Source organism: Geodermatophilus sp. SYSU D01036 (genome assembly GCF_054050435.1).
In genome coordinates, this window is record NZ_JBJGZJ010000003.1 from 13,521 (window position 1) to 27,983 (window position 14,463).

A 14,463-nucleotide genomic window follows, 5' to 3' on the forward strand; every position below is an offset into this window, starting at 1 on the left:
GCCCGGACCGCCGGCGGCGCCCGGTGAGCTGCTTCAGCTCCGCCGACGAGTCGGCGCACTACGGCTTCTCGGTCTGCATGCTGCTGCAGCAGTACCGCGAGCGGCTGGGCTGGGAGTCCGCGCCGCTGGTCGAGCTGGGCACCGGTGACGCCTCGGCGATCGCCGACGTCGTGCAGGGCCTGCCCGGCCTGCGCATCCGCAGCTACGACATCAGCGAGGACTCGGTGCGCGAGGCGCAGGCGAACGTCGCCGAACGCGGGGTCGCCGACCGCTACACCGTCGAGCTCGGCGACTTCTTCGACCAGGCCGACGCCGCCGGCGGGGAGCCGGTGACCACCGCGATCGCCAACCCGCCGTACATCCCGGCGCCCGACCGCGGCATCCTCATGCCCGAGCTGTGGGGCGGCGTCCGCGGCAACGACCTCACGCTGCAGCTGCTCAAGGCCGGCTACGAGCACGTGATCACCGCGGTCGCGAGCTACGCCGACCCGGTCACCACCGTGAGCACCGCCGCCGACCTCGGCTACCGGGTGGTCAACTTCCTCGCCATGGGCCTGGACTACGGGCCCTACAGCAGCGAGCCGAAGGTGCGCGAGCAGATCCGCCGGATCGTCGCCGAGGGCCGGGGCTGGGCCGGCGACGACGAGTACATGGTCGCCGTCGCGCTGTTCACGAAGGACCCGGAGATCCCCGGCGACCGCGCCGACCAGCTGCTGCGGGCGCTGCAGCTGCCGGCCTGAGCCCGGGCGCTCAGCCCAGCGGCACGCACAGCGCGTCCGGGGCGCCGGCGCACGCCCCGGCCGTCACGGTCACCTCGTCCCAGGGGCCGGTGGCGTTCGACCCGGCCTCGTTGCGGAGCCCGGAGATCCGCAGCACCAGGTCGCTGGTGGGGGCGGCGTCGCGCGCGACGACGTGGACGGTCGCCGCGGCGCCGTTCCCGGCCGCGGCGGCCAGGCCGAAGCCGTCGCGGGTGGGGGTGGTGTCCCCGTCCCGGCACCAGCGGGCCGCCGGCGACGACGACGCGACGAACACCGCGGTGCCCGCCCGCGGGGCGCCGCCGTCCGCGGTCGTGAGCTCCACGGTCGCGGCGAGCCCGGCCTCGGCGAACGTGTCGTTGGCGAACTCGACGTCGACGGCCAGCGTCCGCACGGAACCGTCGTCGGGCAGCGCGCAGTCCTGCGGGAAGGGCGGCGGCATCGGCGGCAGCCCGACCGCCACCGCGGACCGGGTGACCCGTACCGACCCATTGAAGGCCAGCTGCCCGGAGGAGTCGGCCAGCTCCGCCGCGGCCACCTCGACCGGCGCGGGCGGCGGCGGGACGGAGGGGGCGGGCTCCGGGCTGCTCACCGCGACCGGCCGCTCCTCGTCCGGTGCCGCGACGGCGGCCAGCAGGCTGCACCCGGAGGTGGCGAGGACGGCGAGGGCCGCCCCGGACAGGACGGCGGCCGGTCGCCGCAGTGCGCGCACGGCGCGCAGCCTGGCAGACGCCGGCCGGTTCCGGAACTCCGGCGGTCAGCGGCGCTTGGCGTAGCCGGCCAGGCCGAACTGCAGCAGCGACAGCCCGCGGCGGCCGGCGGTGCGCAGCTCCTCGGCCAGCTCGGGGCCGGTGACGCCGGCCAGCACCCGGTCGCGGGCGAGCTCCAGCAGCCGTCCGTAGAGCGCGGTGACCGCCGCGGCGGTGAGCTCGGGCTCGACCGCGCCGTCGCCGGCGCCGGTCTCGGCGCGGATCTGCGCGGCGAGCGCCGCGGTCAGCTCGCCGAGGATCTCCCGCTCGCGGGCCTGCAGCGTCCGCGAGCCCCGGACGACCTGGGCCATCGCGGCCACGCCCTCGGCGGCCTCGGGGGTGCCGAGCATGGACATCGCCCGGACGACGAACGTCCCCGCCGCCGCGGCCACCGACTCCCCGGCCGGGCGGGTGGCGACGGCGTCGAGCAGCGCGGCGCGCATCGGCGGGTCGGCGGCGAGGACCAGCCCCTCCTTGACCGGGAAGTGGTTGAAGACCGTCTTCTCCACCACGCCCGCGCGCTGCGCGATCTCCACGACGCTCACCGCGTCGAAGCCGCGCTCGGCGAACAGCTCGGCGGCGGCGTCGACGATCCGGTCGTGGGTCTCCCGCCGGCGGCGCTCGCGCACGCCCGAGCCGCGCCGCTCCCGCCGGCGCGCGGTCCGGCGCTCCCCGGCGGGCGCGTCCCCGGGCCGCCCTGCGGGGGCGGGCGGCGGGCCGCCCACGGGAGCCGGCGCGGGCGCCGGGCCCCCCGGCACCGCGCGGATGTGCGGGGGAGCTGTCGTCTCCGGCCCTTCCTCCGCGGCCCCGGGACGGGTCGCCGGGATGCTGGCAGCAGGAGCCGAACGTGTCACAGCGGGCAACGCTAGACAGCCCCGTGGGGGGATGGAGCGGTGCTGGTGGGGCGTGCGTGCCGGGCGTGTCGCGTCTGCCGTGGTGTCGGACACCCTGCGTGACCAGGCCGTTGCAGTTGCGCGTCGGAGGAGAGCCGCCGAGGGCGTGCGTGGGACCATCGGCCAATGCGCATCGGCACCCTGCGACGGAGCCGGGCCCAGGAGGCGGCACCCGGGGTGAGCGGCACCGTCCGGCTGGACCGTCGCACCAAGAACCTCACCAAGCGCCTGCGGCCCGGCGACATCGCCGTCATCGACCACGTGGACATCGACCGGGTCAGCGCCGACTCCCTCGTCGCCGCCCGGGTCGGCGCCGTCGTCAACGCCGCCCCCAGCATCTCCGGCCGCTACCCGAACCTGGGCCCGGAGATCATCACCGCGGCCGGCATCCCCCTCGTCGACGGCGTCGGCAAGGACGTGTTCGGCGCGCTCAAGGAGGGCGCGCAGGTCCGCGTCGAGGGCGACACGCTCTACGGCCCCGACGGCGGCGCCGTCGCGAAGGGCACCGAGCAGACGCCGGAGACCGTCGCCACCGCGATGGCCGAGGCCAAGGCCGGGCTGTCCACGCAGTTGGAGGCGTTCGCCACCAACACGATGGAGTACATGAAGCGCGAGCGCGCGCTGCTGCTCGACGGCGTCGGCGTGCCCGACGTGCAGACCGCCATCGAGGGCCGGCACGTGCTCGTCGTCGTCCGCGGCTACGACTACAAGGAGGACCTGCAGGCGCTGCGGTCCTACATCCGCGACTACCGGCCGGTCCTCATCGGCGTCGACGGTGGCGCGGACGCGCTCATCGAGGCCGGCTACTCGCCGGACATGATCATCGGCGACATGGACTCGGTCAGCGACCACGTCCTCAAGAGCGGCGCCGAGGTCGTCGTGCACGCCTACGTCGACGGCCGCGCCCCCGGCCTCAAGCGGGTGCAGGACCTCGGCGTCGACGCGATCACCTTCCCGGCCGCGGCGACCAGCGAGGACATCGCGATGCTGCTGGCCGACGAGAAGGGCGCCAAGCTCATCGTCGCCGTCGGCACCCACGCCACGCTGGTGGAGTTCCTCGACAAGGGCCGCGGCGGCATGGCCTCCACCTTCCTCACCCGGCTGCGGCTGGGCGGCAAGCTGGTCGACGCCAAGGGCGTGAGCCGGCTCTACCGCAGCCGCATCTCGACCGCCGCCCTGGTCGTGCTCGTGCTCGCCGCGCTCGTCGCCATCGTCTCCGCCCTGGCCGTCACCACCGCCGGGCGGATCTACTTCGACCTGCTGGTCGACCAGTGGGACAGCTTCGTGTTCTGGTTGGAGAACCTCTTCTCGTGATCGACTTCCGGTACCACCTGGTCTCCCTGATCGCGGTGTTCCTCGCGATCGCCCTGGGGCTGGTGATCGGCGCGACCCAGCTGTCGGGCCCGCTGCTGGACAACCTGCAGGGCCAGGTCACCTCGCTGCAGGAGGACAAGCGCGCGCTGGAGGACACCACCCAGCAGCTGCAGGCGCAGGTCGACACCGACCAGGCCTTCGAGTCCGCCGTCGCCCCCACCCTGGTGCAGGGCGCCCTGACCGGCCGCAGCGTGCTGCTGGTGCAGGCCTCCGAGGAGGTCACCACCGACACCGTCGAGGAGGTCACCGCGCTGGTCACCGAGGCCGGCGGCACGATCACCGGGCAGCTCTCGCTGGCGCCGGAGTACAGCGACCCGGCAAGCGAGCCCGGCCTGCAGAGCTACGTGACCGGCCCGGGCCGCCCGGCCGGCGTCACCCTGCCCGAGACCGACGACACCGGCCAGCTGGTCGGCGCGCTGCTCGCCCAGGTCCTCATGGTCCCGACCGACGGCACCCCGGCCCCCGACACCGCCGCGGTGTCCACCGTGCTGGCCGGGCTGTCGGCTCTCGAGGTCCTCTCCCAGGACTCCGCGTCGGTCACCCCGGCCGACTTCGCCGTGGTGCTCACCGCCGGGGCGCTCACCGGGGACGACGCCGCCGACCGCAACGACGTGCTGCTCGACCTGGTCACCGCCCTCGACGCCGAGGGCTCGGGCGCGGTCGTGGCCGGCGACGCCGACGCGGCGGGGGAGAACGGCCTGGTGGGCGTCGTGCGCGCCGACCCGGAGGTCTCCGCGGCGGTCTCCTCGGTGGACAACGTGACCAGCCCCTCGGGCCAGATCAGCACCGTGCTGGCGCTGGGCCGCGAGCGCGAGGGCACTTCCGGCAAGTACGGCACGGGGGAGGACACCCAGCCGGTCCCGCCGGTGCCGGCCACCACGCCGTGACCCGGCGCCGGCTCCTGCTCGCCCTCGCGGGGGCGGCCGCGGTCCGGGCCGGCCTGGCCGGGGCGGTCGCGCTCGACGCCCGCCCCGCGGGCGCCCCGTGGCGGCGGACCAACTACGCCGGGCGCCCGGTGACCCTGCTCGGCGGGCCAGCGCTAACCGCGGCCGCCACCGCCGGCACCGTGCTCGGCGCCCCGGCCGGCACCCGCGCCGCCGCCGTCGTCGCCGGGGCGGTGTCCGGGCTGGTCGGCGGCTACGACGACCTCGCCGGCGCCCGCCCCGAGCAGGCGCGGGACAAGGGCCTCGCCGGGCACCTGGCCGCGCTGCGCGCCGGCCGGGTGTCGGCCGGCGCGGTCAAGGTCGCCGGCATCGGCGCGGCCGCCGCGGTCGCCGCTCTGCTGACCCGCCGGGACCGGGGGCTCGCCGACGCCGTGCTCACCACCGGCCTGGTCGCGGGCACCGCCAACCTGGTCAACCTGCTCGACCTGCGCCCCGGCCGCGCCGCCAAAGCCGGTGCGCTCGCCGCCGCGGCGGGCCTGCGCGGCCCGGCCGGCGGCCTGGCCGCCGGCCCGCTCGGCGCGGCGCTGGCGGTGCTGCCCGCCGACCTCGGCGAGCGGGTGATGCTGGGCGACGCCGGCGCCAACGCCCTCGGCGCGCTGCTCGGCCTGCGGGCCGCCGCCGTCCCCTCGCGCCCGGCGCGCGCGGGCCTGCTGGCCGCGGTCACCGCGCTCACCCTCGCCAGCGAGCGGGTCAGCTTCACCCGGGTCATCGAGGCCACGCCGGGCCTGCGCGAGCTCGACCGGCTCGGCCGCCGCCCGGCGTGAGCGCGGGACCGGCGGTGCGGCCGCCCGGCCGCCGCGTCGCGCAGGGGGTCGCCGGCGCCGCCGCGCTCATCGCCGTCCTCACCGTGCTGGCCCGCCTCGCCGGCTTCGGGCGCACGCTGGTGTTCACCAACGCCGTCGGCGCGGACAGCACCGGCGACACCTACACCGCGGCCAACACCGTCCCGAACATCGTCTTCGAGGTGGTGGCGGGCGGGGCGCTGGCCTCCCTCGTCGTCCCGATGCTGGCCGGGGGCATCGCCGCCGGGGACCGCGAGCAGGTCCGCCGGACCGCCTCGGCGCTGCTGGGCTGGACGCTGCTGGTGCTCACGCCGCTGGCCGCGCTGCTCGCCCTCCTCGCGCACCCGGTCGCCGAGCTGCTGCTCGGCGGCGGCACCCCCGCCGAGGTCGACCTCGCCGCCCGCTTCCTGGTCGTGTTCGCGCCGCAGGTGGTGCTCTACGGCCTCGCCGTCGTCGCCACCGGCGTGCTGCAGGCCCACCGCCGCTTCGCCTGGCCGGCGCTGGCGCCGCTGCTGTCCAGCGTCGTCGTCGCCGCCGCCTACGCCGCCTTCGCCTGGACCGACGGCGGCCGCGAGGTGCAGGACCTGACGACGACGGGCGAGCTGGTCCTCGGGGTCGGGACGACGCTCGGCGTGCTGGCGCTGGCCCTGGCGGTGCTGGTGCCGGTGCGGGGGCTGCACCTGGGGCTGCGGCCCGCGCTGCGCTTCCCGGTGGGCGCGGCGCCGCAGGTGCGCCGGCTGGCGGTCGCCGGGGTGCTCACCCTGGCCGGGCAGCAGCTGGTGGCCGCGGTCGCCATCCGGCTGGCCGGCGACGGGCCCGACGGCACCCAGGTCGCCTACACCGCCGCGCTCACGCTGTTCCTCGTGCCGTGGGCCGCGGTCGCGGTGCCGCTGGCCACCTCCGCCTACCCGCTCATGGCCGAGCGCGCCGCCGTGGGGGACCTGCCCGGCTACCGCCGCGCGCTGGCGCCGGTCACCGCCCTTGTCGTGGTCGCCAGCGCCGGGGCCGCCGCGGTGCTGGCCGCCGTCGCCGGGCCGATGGCGCGGGTGTTCCTCGTCGACGGCGGCGACGACCGGGTGGCCGCGCTGCGCGACGCCGTCGTCGCCTTCGCCCCGGGCCTGGTCGGCTACGGCCTGGTCGCCGTCCTCACCCGGGCGCTGTACGCCCGCGGGCTGTGGAAGGCGCCGACGGCGTGCGTGCTCGGCGGGTGGCTGCTCGCCGTGGCCGCCGACGTCGTCCTGTCCGCCGCGCTGCCGGCCGCCGACCGGGCGCTGGCGCTGGCCGCCGGGCACAGCGTCGGCGTGACGGCGGCGGGCATCGGCCTGCTCGCCGTCACCGCGTGGACGGCGGGGTCGGCGGGGCTGGCCGGGCTGGCCCGCCTGGGGCTGCCCGCGCTGCTCGCCGCCGGGGCGGGCGCGGCCGCGGGCCTGGCGGTCGCCCGGGCGCTGGGCGCCGACCCGGTGCCGGGCGGGTCCCTGTTCGGCGCGGTGGGCGCGGGGCTGCTGGCGGCGGCGACCGTGACCGCGGTGGCGGCGGCGGTCATGATGGGGACGGCGCGCCGCCCGCTGACCGCGGCGGTGCGCGCGCTGCGGACGCCCGGGGGGACGGAGGTGCACGGTGGCTGAGGCCCGACCGCTGGCCGGCCGCCGGGTCGCCGAGGTGCTCGCCACCAGCACCGGCGGTGTGGGCACCCACCTACGCTCGGTGCTGCCCGCGCTGGCCGCCGCCGGCGCGCAGGTCACCGTCTGCGGGCCCGCGGCCACCGACGCGCTGTTCGGCTTCTCCGCCGCCGCCGGGTTCACCCCGGTGGAGATCGCCGCCGGGCTCGACCCGCTGGCCGACACCCGGGCGGTGCTCGCGCTGCGCCGCGCCACTGCCGGGGCCGACCTCGTGCACGCCCACGGGCTGCGCGCCGGCCTGGTCGCCGCCGTCGCGGTGCGCACCGGCCCGCGCCGCCCGCTGGTGGTGACCCTGCACAACGCGCTGCCCGAGCGCTCCGGCCCGCTGCGCCGGGTGCTGGCCGCCGCCGAGCGGGCCACCGTCCGTGCCGCCGACGTCGTGCTGGCCGCCTCCGGCGACCTCGCCGACAACGCCCGCCGCCTCGGCGCCCGCGACGTCCGGGTGGCGCCGGTGTCGGCGCCCGCGCTGCCGCCGGCACGGAGGGCCCGCGAGGAGGTCCGCGCCGGCCTGGGCCTGGCCGACGGCCGGCCGCTGGTGCTCGCCGTCGGCCGGCTGCACCCGCAGAAGGGCTACGACGTCCTCCTCGACGCCGCCGCGGCCCTGACCCGGGGAGTGGCCGGCGACCCCGCGCCGCTGGTCGCGATCGCCGGCGACGGCCCGCTGGAGGCCGAGCTGTCCGCCCGGATCGCCGCGCAGCGGCTGCCGGTGACCCTGCTCGGCCGCCGTGACGACGTCGCCGACCTGCTGGCCGCCGCCGACCTGGTGGTGCTGCCCTCCCGCTGGGAGGCGCGCTCGCTCACCGCCCAGGAGGCGCTGCGGGCCGGCACGCCGCTGGTCGCCACCCGCACCGGCGGGCTGCCGGAGCTGCTCGGCGACGGCGCGGTGCTGGTGCCCCCCGGCGACGCCCCCGCGCTGGCCGGCGCGGTCGCCGACCTGCTGGCCGACCCCGCCCGCGCCGCCGCGCTGGCGGAGGCCGGGCGGGCGCAGGCGGCGGGCTGGCCGGACGAGGCCGCCACCGCCCGCACCCTCGCCGCCGTCTACCGCGAGCTGCTGGGGCCCCCGCGGTGAGGCGCGCCGCCGCCCTGCTGTCCGTGCTCCTGGCGCTGCTCGCCCTCGGGCTGCCCGGGGCAGCGGCGGCGGACGACGGCCGGCGCGCCGACCGGGTGCTCGTCGTCGGCGTGCCCGGGCTGGTGTGGGACGACGTCGACCCCGAGCGGACCCCGGCCCTGTGGGAGCTGGCCGACAGCTCGCCGATCGGGGCGGTGTCGGTGCGCGCGGCCCGCTCCACCACCTGCCTGCTCGACGGCTGGGCCACCCTGGGCGCGGGCAACCGGGCCCGCTTCCCGGCGCCGGACGAGATGCTGCCGATGGTCCCGCTGCCCACCGTGCCGCTGCCGGGGGCGACGCCGGACGTCCCCGGCGGGCCCGGCGCGGCCCCCTCGCAGGAGCCGGTGCCGGCCGGGCCGCCGGCCAGCCCCGAGCTGTCGCACTGCGGGCTGCAGGAGCGGTTGGCGGAGGTGGGGCTGGCCGATCCGCTCAGCGCCGTCCGCGCGGTCGCCGAGGACGACGCCAGCGCCCGCTTCGGCGCCGAGCCCGGTGCGCTGGGTGCCGCGGTCGGCTGCGCGACGGTCGTCGGGCGGGCGGCGGCGCTGGCCGTGGCCGCGCCCGGGGTCGGGCTGACCCGCGAGGACGCGCTGCCGGCCGACCCGGCGGCGCTGGCCGCGCTGCTGGAGCCCTGCCCGCTCACCCTGGTCTCCCTGGACGGCCTGGTCGACGCCGGCGTGCCCGCGCCCGAGGGCAGCGAGACCGGCACCGACCCGGTCTCCCGCGAGGCCGCGCTGGCCGCCGTCGACGAGCAGGTGGCCCGGCTGCGCGCCGCCGTGGACACGCTGCCCGGCGAGACGCTGCTGCTGGTGCAGGGTGTCTCGGAGGTCAACGACGGCCGGCCGCAGCTGCACGTGGGCATCGCCTCGGGCCCCGGGTTCACCGGCCCGGGGTGGCTCACCTCGGCGAGCACCGGCCGGGCGCCGTTCACCCAGCTCATCGACGTCGCCCCGACCGTGCTGCGCGCGCTGGGCCTCGAGCAGCCGGCGTCGGTCAACGGCCAGCCGCTCACCGTCGCCGGGGGGCACCCGGCCACCGCGGAGGCGGTCGCGCAGCTGGAGCGGGCCAACACCGCCGCGGTCAGCCACCACCGCAGCACCGGCACGTTCTTCACGGCCCTGGTGGCGGTGCAGGCCGCGGTCGTCGTCCTCGGCGTGCTGGTGCTCGGCCTCACCCGGACCGCGCGGCCGAGCGCCCGGATGCGGCCGGTGCTGGCGCTCGCGGCGCTGGCGGCCGCGGCGCTGCCGGTGGCCACCTACCTGGCCGGCCTGCTGCCCTGGGAGCGCGCCGGCTCGCCGCGGTGGGCGCTGGCCGGGGCGCTGCTGGTGGCCGACGCCGCGGTGGTCGCGGTCGCCCTGCTGGGGCCGTGGCGCCGGCGCCGCGGCGGGCCGCCGCTGGCCGTCCTCGCGCTCACCGTCGGCACGCTGGTCGCCGACGTGCTCACCGGCTCCTCCCTGGAGCTGAACGGGCTGCTCGGCTACGACGCGATCGTCGCCGGGCGGTTCACCGGCTACGGCAACCTCACCTCCGGCCTGCTGTCGGGAGCCGCGCTGGTGGGCGCCGCCGTCGTCGCCACCGCGGCCGGCCGCCGCGCCGGCGCCGGGCGGGACGACGGCGGGCGGCGGGCCCGGCGGGTCACCGGCGCCGTGGTCCTGGGCGCCGGGCTGGTCACCGTGGCGCTGGTCGGCGCGCCGGGACTGGGCCGCGACTTCGGCGGCGTGCTCGCGGTGCTGCCCGGCTTCCTGCTGCTGGCCATGCTGCTCAGCGGCGTGCGGGTGACCGTGGTGCGGCTGGCCGCGGTGCTCGGCGCCGGGGTGGTCGCCGTCGGCACGCTGGCGTTCCTGGACTGGCTGCGGCCGGCCGCCGAGCGCAGCCACCTCGGCCGGTTCGTCGAGCAGCTGCTCACCGGCGAGGCGTGGACGGTGGTCAGCCGCAAGGCGTCGGCCAACGTCGACATCCTGCTGGGCAGCGCGCTGGCGTGGATGCTGCCGGTGGCGCTGGTGGCCGCCGTCTGGCTGGTGCGCGGCCGCCGGCCGGCGCTGCTGCGCGGCCCGGGCCTGCTCCGCGACGGCGGCTCGGGGCTGCGCCCGGCCGACGCCGCCGTGCTGCGCGCCGGGCTGGTCGCCGCGGCGCTGAGCCTGGCGCTGGGCGCCGCGGTCAACGACTCCGGCGTCGCGCTGCCCGCGACCGCCGCCGCGCTGCTCGTGCCGCTGCTGGTGACGCTGGCCACGACCGCGCCGGGCCGGCGGGGCGTGCCCGCCGGTGACCGGGGCGAGGACCCGGATCGTGTTACGGTGGGTTCCCGTGGGTCGACCTGGAATGCGTGATCGCGGGCTCCTCCACAACTCCCAGCCGACGAAGTTCGTGTTCGTCACCGGTGGAGTTGTCTCCTCTCTCGGCAAAGGCCTGACGGCCAGTTCCCTCGGCGCTCTGCTGTCCGCCCGCGGCCTGCGGGTGACCATGCAGAAGCTGGACCCGTACCTCAACGTGGACCCGGGGACGATGAACCCGTTCCAGCACGGCGAGGTCTTCGTCACCGAGGACGGCGCGGAGACCGACCTCGACGTCGGTCACTACGAGCGGTTCCTCGACACCGACCTCGGCCGGCGCTCGAACGTCACCACCGGGCAGGTCTACTCCGACGTGATCGCCAAGGAGCGGCGCGGCGAGTACCTGGGTGACACCGTGCAGGTCATCCCGCACATCACCAACGAGATCAAGTCCCGCATCCTCGCCGCGGCCGAGTCCGGCACCGACGACGACCAGGGCGTCGACGTCGTCATCACCGAGATCGGCGGCACGGTCGGCGACATCGAGTCGCTGCCCTTCCTCGAGGCCGCCCGGCAGGTGCGCCACGAGATCGGCCGGGACAACTGCTTCTTCCTGCACATCTCGCTGGTGCCCTACATCGCGCCGTCGGGCGAGCTGAAGACCAAGCCGACGCAGCACTCGGTGGCCGCGCTGCGCAACATCGGCATCCAGCCCGACGCGCTGGTCTGCCGCGCCGACCGCGAGATCGGCACCGGCCTCAAGCGCAAGATCAGCCTGATGTGCGACGTCGACGCCGAGGGCGTCATCTCCTGCCCCGACGCGCCGTCGATCTACGACATCCCCAAGGTGCTGCACCGCGAGGGCCTGGACGCCTACGTCGTCCGCCGGCTGGGCCTGCCCTTCCGCGACGTGGACTGGACCGTGTGGGGCGACCTGCTCGAGCGGGTGCACCGCCCGAAGCAGACGGTGACGATCGCGCTGGTCGGCAAGTACGTCGACCTGCCCGACGCCTACCTGTCGGTCAGCGAGGCGCTGCGCGCGGGCGGGTTCGCCCACCGCGCCCGGGTGCAGATCCGCTGGGTGCCCTCCGACGACTGCCAGACCCCCGAGGGGGCGGCGGCCGCGCTGTCCGACGTCGACGGGGTGTGCGTCCCCGGCGGGTTCGGCGTCCGCGGCATCGAGGGCAAGCTCGGCGCGATCCGCTACACCCGGACCAACGGCATCCCGACCCTGGGGCTGTGCCTGGGCCTGCAGTGCATGGTCATCGAGTACGCCCGCAACGTGGCCGGGCTCGAGCGGGCCAACTCCGCCGAGTTCGACCCCGACACCCCCGACGCCGTCATCGCCACCATGGCCAGCCAGGTCGACGTCATCGCCGGTGAGCGCGGGCTGGGCGGCACCATGCGGCTGGGCAGCTACCCGGCGCACCTGCTCAAGGGCTCGCAGGCCGCGGCGGCCTACGGCTCGACCGAGATCACCGAGCGGCACCGGCACCGCTACGAGGTGGCCAACGCCTACCGCGACCGGCTCTCCGACGCCGGCCTGGTGTTCAGCGGCACCTCGCCCGACGGCCTGCTGGTCGAGTTCGCCGAGCTGCCGCGCGAGGTGCACCCGTTCTTCGTCGGCACCCAGGCGCACCCGGAGCTCAAGAGCCGGCCCACCCGCCCGCACCCGCTGTTCGCGGCCTTCGTCGACGCGGCCATCGACCGCGCCGAGTCGGCCCGGCTGCCGGTGCCCGTGGAGGCCGAGGCGGAGAAGGTCGGGATCTGAGGTGACCGAGCCGGCCGCCGACGGCGACTACCGAGTCCTCGGCAGCGAGACGGTCTACGAGGGCCGGGTCATCACGCTGGTCAAGGACACCGTCGCCATGCCCGGCGGCGGCGACGGCGTGCGCGAGGTGGTCCGCCACCCGGGCGCGGTCGCGGTCGTCGCACTGGGCGACGACGGGCAGGTCGTGCTGCTCCGGCAGTACCGGCACCCGGTCGGCGGCTACCTGTGGGAGCTGCCCGCCGGCCTGCGCGACGCCGACGGCGAGCCGCCGCTGGAGACGGCGAAGCGGGAGCTGGCCGAGGAGGTGCGGATGGCCGCCGAGCGGTGGTCGCTGCTCACCACCAGCTTCAGCACCCCGGGCTTCTGCGACGAGCTGGTGCTGGTCTACCTCGCCGAGGGCCTGTCCGACGTCGACCAGCCCGAGGGCTTCACCGTGGAGCACGAGGAGCTGGACATGACCGTCGAGCGGGTGCCGCTGGACGAGGCGGTGCAGCGGGTGTTCGACGGGCGGATCCGCAACGCCGCCGCCGTCATCGGCCTCCTCGCCGCCGCCCAGCACCGCGCCGCGCGCCCGCGGCTGCGCCCCGTCGACGCCACGTAGCGGCGCCGGCTTCCGTCGAGATCACGTGATCTCGGCGGGTTGGCCGGCGTGTCGCCGACGAGATCACGCGATCTCGACGAGCGGCGTCAGCCGATGACGACGGGGCCGGACCAGCCGACCTGCTGGTACTCGGTGACCTGCGTGCCGGCGTCGAGGACGAGCTCCTCGAGCCAGAAGACGTAGGGGACGCCGCTGGTCAGCCCGCCGATGCTCGCGGTCACCTCGCCGCAGTCGCCGCGCTGCCCGACGGTCACCTGCGGCGGCGCCGGCTGGGGACCGGTCACCAGTTGCTGGCTGACCGCCGTCACCCGGTAGCCCTGCACGGACCCCCGGCCGTCGGCCTGCCAGCTCACCGTCGCCGACCCCACCCCGGGGACGACGCCCGGCGACAGCTGGCGCAGGCTGCCGTAACCGCCGCACTGCGCGGGCGGCGGCGTGGTCCGCAGCGGCTCGCCGTGCGGGACCAGCGGGCTCGGCACCTCGACGTGCAGCCGGCGCGGGACCGGCAGCGCGAGCACGGGGGCGTCGGCCACCGGCTCCGGCGCGTCCGCCACGGTCCGGGGCGCGTCCGCGACGCGCGCCGGCTCCGGACCGTCGGCGGTGCCCGCGTTGCGGAACGGCGCCCAGGACGCGGTCACCTGCGCGGCGAGGTCCGTGGCCGGCGCCGACAGCGCGACCAGCCCCACCGCCGCCACGGCGGCCACCCGCCCGGCGATCCCGCCGGCCGACGGGCTCCGCCGCCGTCTCGCTCGTCCCACGGACACCTCCCGGCTCGGGAGGGGACATCGGCACCGCCGGTCGCGGACTCAACCCGAGAGCGGCGGCGCGGACGACGGGGCGCCGGGCCCGGGCGCGGACGACGGGGCGCCGGGCCCGGGCGCGGACGACGTGGCGCCGGAGCCGACGGCGTCCGGCGCGGGCAGCCGCAGCCCCAGCCGCCCGGCCTCCAACGCGGCCAGCGCCCGCACCGCGGCAGGGTCACCGGCCCGCCAGGCCGCGCCGGTCCCCGGCGGCAGCGCGGCCAGCCGGGGGAGCGGGGCGGTGGCGACGGCGCGGGCGGCGAGCAGGTGCAGGTCCGGGTCGGGGCCGGCGGCCAGCCGCTGCACCGCCGTCGCCTCCTGCACCCAGCGCAGCCGCCACGGCAGCCAGCGCAGCAGCAGCCAGCCCACCGGCAGCGCCACCAGGACGACGGCGAGGACCAGCGCGAGCGTGCCGACGGCGTCCTGCGCCGCCTGCCCGGCGCCCCGCACGGAGCCCGCGGCGTCGCCGAGCGCGTCGAAGGGCGAGGACAGCTCGTCGCCGACGACCGGCACGTCCTGCGCGGCGTCCGCGGCCGAGCCCATGCTGTCGGCGACCGACGTGCCGAGGTCCTCCACCGCCCGGCCGGGTCCGGCCAGCGCCAGCACCGCCCCGTGCACCGCGCGCGCCACCAGCACCCACAGCACGGCCCAGGCCAGCAGTCCGGCGTCGGCCCCCACCTGGCGCAGGCGGTGGTCGGGTCGGGCGGCGTACAGGCGCATCAGCGGGTCCTCCCGGGGGT

The 14,463-nt window shown here is 77.7% G+C and carries 13 protein-coding genes; 9 read left to right on the forward strand and 4 right to left on the reverse strand.

From position 1 onward, the window contains the following. The first annotated feature begins 23 nt into the window (after window positions 1–23). Window positions 24–740 carry a methylase gene (locus ACI8AR_RS04580; RefSeq protein WP_457049914.1) on the forward strand — a complete coding sequence of 239 codons (717 nt, stop codon included), beginning with the start codon at window positions 24–26 and terminating at the stop codon, window positions 738–740. A gap of 10 nt (window positions 741–750) precedes the next feature. Here ACI8AR_RS04580 and ACI8AR_RS04585 read toward each other — a convergent pair whose 3' ends face one another. After that, window positions 751–1,467: a hypothetical protein gene (locus ACI8AR_RS04585; protein WP_457049915.1), complete on the reverse strand. Its 717-nt coding sequence runs from the start codon at window positions 1,465–1,467 to the stop codon at window positions 751–753. Between the two features lie 45 nt (window positions 1,468–1,512). After that, complete coding sequence (locus ACI8AR_RS04590; RefSeq protein WP_456902372.1) at window positions 1,513–2,133, reverse strand: TetR/AcrR family transcriptional regulator; 621 nt, start codon at window positions 2,131–2,133, stop codon at window positions 1,513–1,515. Between the two features lie 441 nt (window positions 2,134–2,574). Between ACI8AR_RS04590 and steA the strand changes: the two genes are divergently transcribed. Genes steA through ACI8AR_RS04630 form a run of 8 tightly spaced genes read left to right on the forward strand, consistent with a single transcriptional unit; the run spans window position 2,575 to window position 12,923 of the window. Further along, complete coding sequence (gene steA / locus ACI8AR_RS04595; RefSeq protein ID WP_457049916.1) at window positions 2,575–3,711, forward strand: putative cytokinetic ring protein SteA; 1,137 nt, start codon at window positions 2,575–2,577, stop codon at window positions 3,709–3,711. Further along, on the forward strand, window positions 3,708–4,658 hold the full coding sequence (locus tag ACI8AR_RS04600) for a copper transporter (protein WP_457049917.1): 951 nt from the start codon (window positions 3,708–3,710) through the stop codon (window positions 4,656–4,658). Before steA ends, ACI8AR_RS04600 begins: the two co-directional genes overlap by 4 nt. Beyond that, the gene (locus ACI8AR_RS04605; RefSeq protein ID WP_457049918.1) at window positions 4,655–5,479 is read left to right on the forward strand and encodes a hypothetical protein; all 825 of its coding nucleotides are present in this window, start codon (window positions 4,655–4,657) and stop codon (window positions 5,477–5,479) included. The genes ACI8AR_RS04600 and ACI8AR_RS04605 overlap by 4 nt, the downstream gene beginning before the upstream one ends. Next, a complete protein-coding gene (gene murJ / locus ACI8AR_RS04610) occupies window positions 5,476–7,122 on the forward strand; it encodes a murein biosynthesis integral membrane protein MurJ (RefSeq protein WP_457049919.1) in 1,647 nt (548 codons plus the stop codon). Before ACI8AR_RS04605 ends, murJ begins: the two co-directional genes overlap by 4 nt. Next, window positions 7,115–8,245, forward strand: coding sequence for a glycosyltransferase family 4 protein (locus tag ACI8AR_RS04615; protein WP_457049920.1), 1,131 nt, complete (start codon window positions 7,115–7,117; stop codon window positions 8,243–8,245). Before murJ ends, ACI8AR_RS04615 begins: the two co-directional genes overlap by 8 nt. Further along, on the forward strand, window positions 8,242–10,608 hold the full coding sequence (locus ACI8AR_RS04620; protein WP_457049921.1) for a hypothetical protein: 2,367 nt from the start codon (window positions 8,242–8,244) through the stop codon (window positions 10,606–10,608). Before ACI8AR_RS04615 ends, ACI8AR_RS04620 begins: the two co-directional genes overlap by 4 nt. After that, on the forward strand, window positions 10,601–12,322 hold the full coding sequence (locus ACI8AR_RS04625; protein ID WP_457049922.1) for a CTP synthase: 1,722 nt from the start codon (window positions 10,601–10,603) through the stop codon (window positions 12,320–12,322). Before ACI8AR_RS04620 ends, ACI8AR_RS04625 begins: the two co-directional genes overlap by 8 nt. 1 nt (window position 12,323) lies before the next feature. Continuing rightward, a complete protein-coding gene (locus tag ACI8AR_RS04630; protein ID WP_457049923.1) occupies window positions 12,324–12,923 on the forward strand; it encodes an NUDIX domain-containing protein in 600 nt (199 codons plus the stop codon). 86 nt (window positions 12,924–13,009) lie between these two features. On the opposite strand, the gene ACI8AR_RS04635 is transcribed toward ACI8AR_RS04630, so the two are convergent. Together ACI8AR_RS04635 and ACI8AR_RS04640 are read right to left on the reverse strand one after the other, a co-directional pair. Next, complete coding sequence (locus ACI8AR_RS04635; RefSeq protein WP_457049924.1) at window positions 13,010–13,681, reverse strand: hypothetical protein; 672 nt, start codon at window positions 13,679–13,681, stop codon at window positions 13,010–13,012. Window positions 13,682–13,729: 48 nt separating this feature from the next. Next, on the reverse strand, window positions 13,730–14,443 hold the full coding sequence (locus ACI8AR_RS04640) for a hypothetical protein (RefSeq protein ID WP_457049925.1): 714 nt from the start codon (window positions 14,441–14,443) through the stop codon (window positions 13,730–13,732). Window positions 14,444–14,463: the final 20 nt, after the last annotated feature.

Coding starts and splice junctions, on each gene's coding strand:
- ACI8AR_RS04625 (WP_457049922.1), top strand. CDS start 10,601: ATGCGTGATCGCGGGCTCCTCCACAACTCCCAGCCGACGAAGTTCGTG.
- ACI8AR_RS04640 (WP_457049925.1), bottom strand. CDS start 14,443: ATGCGCCTGTACGCCGCCCGACCCGACCACCGCCTGCGCCAGGTGGGG.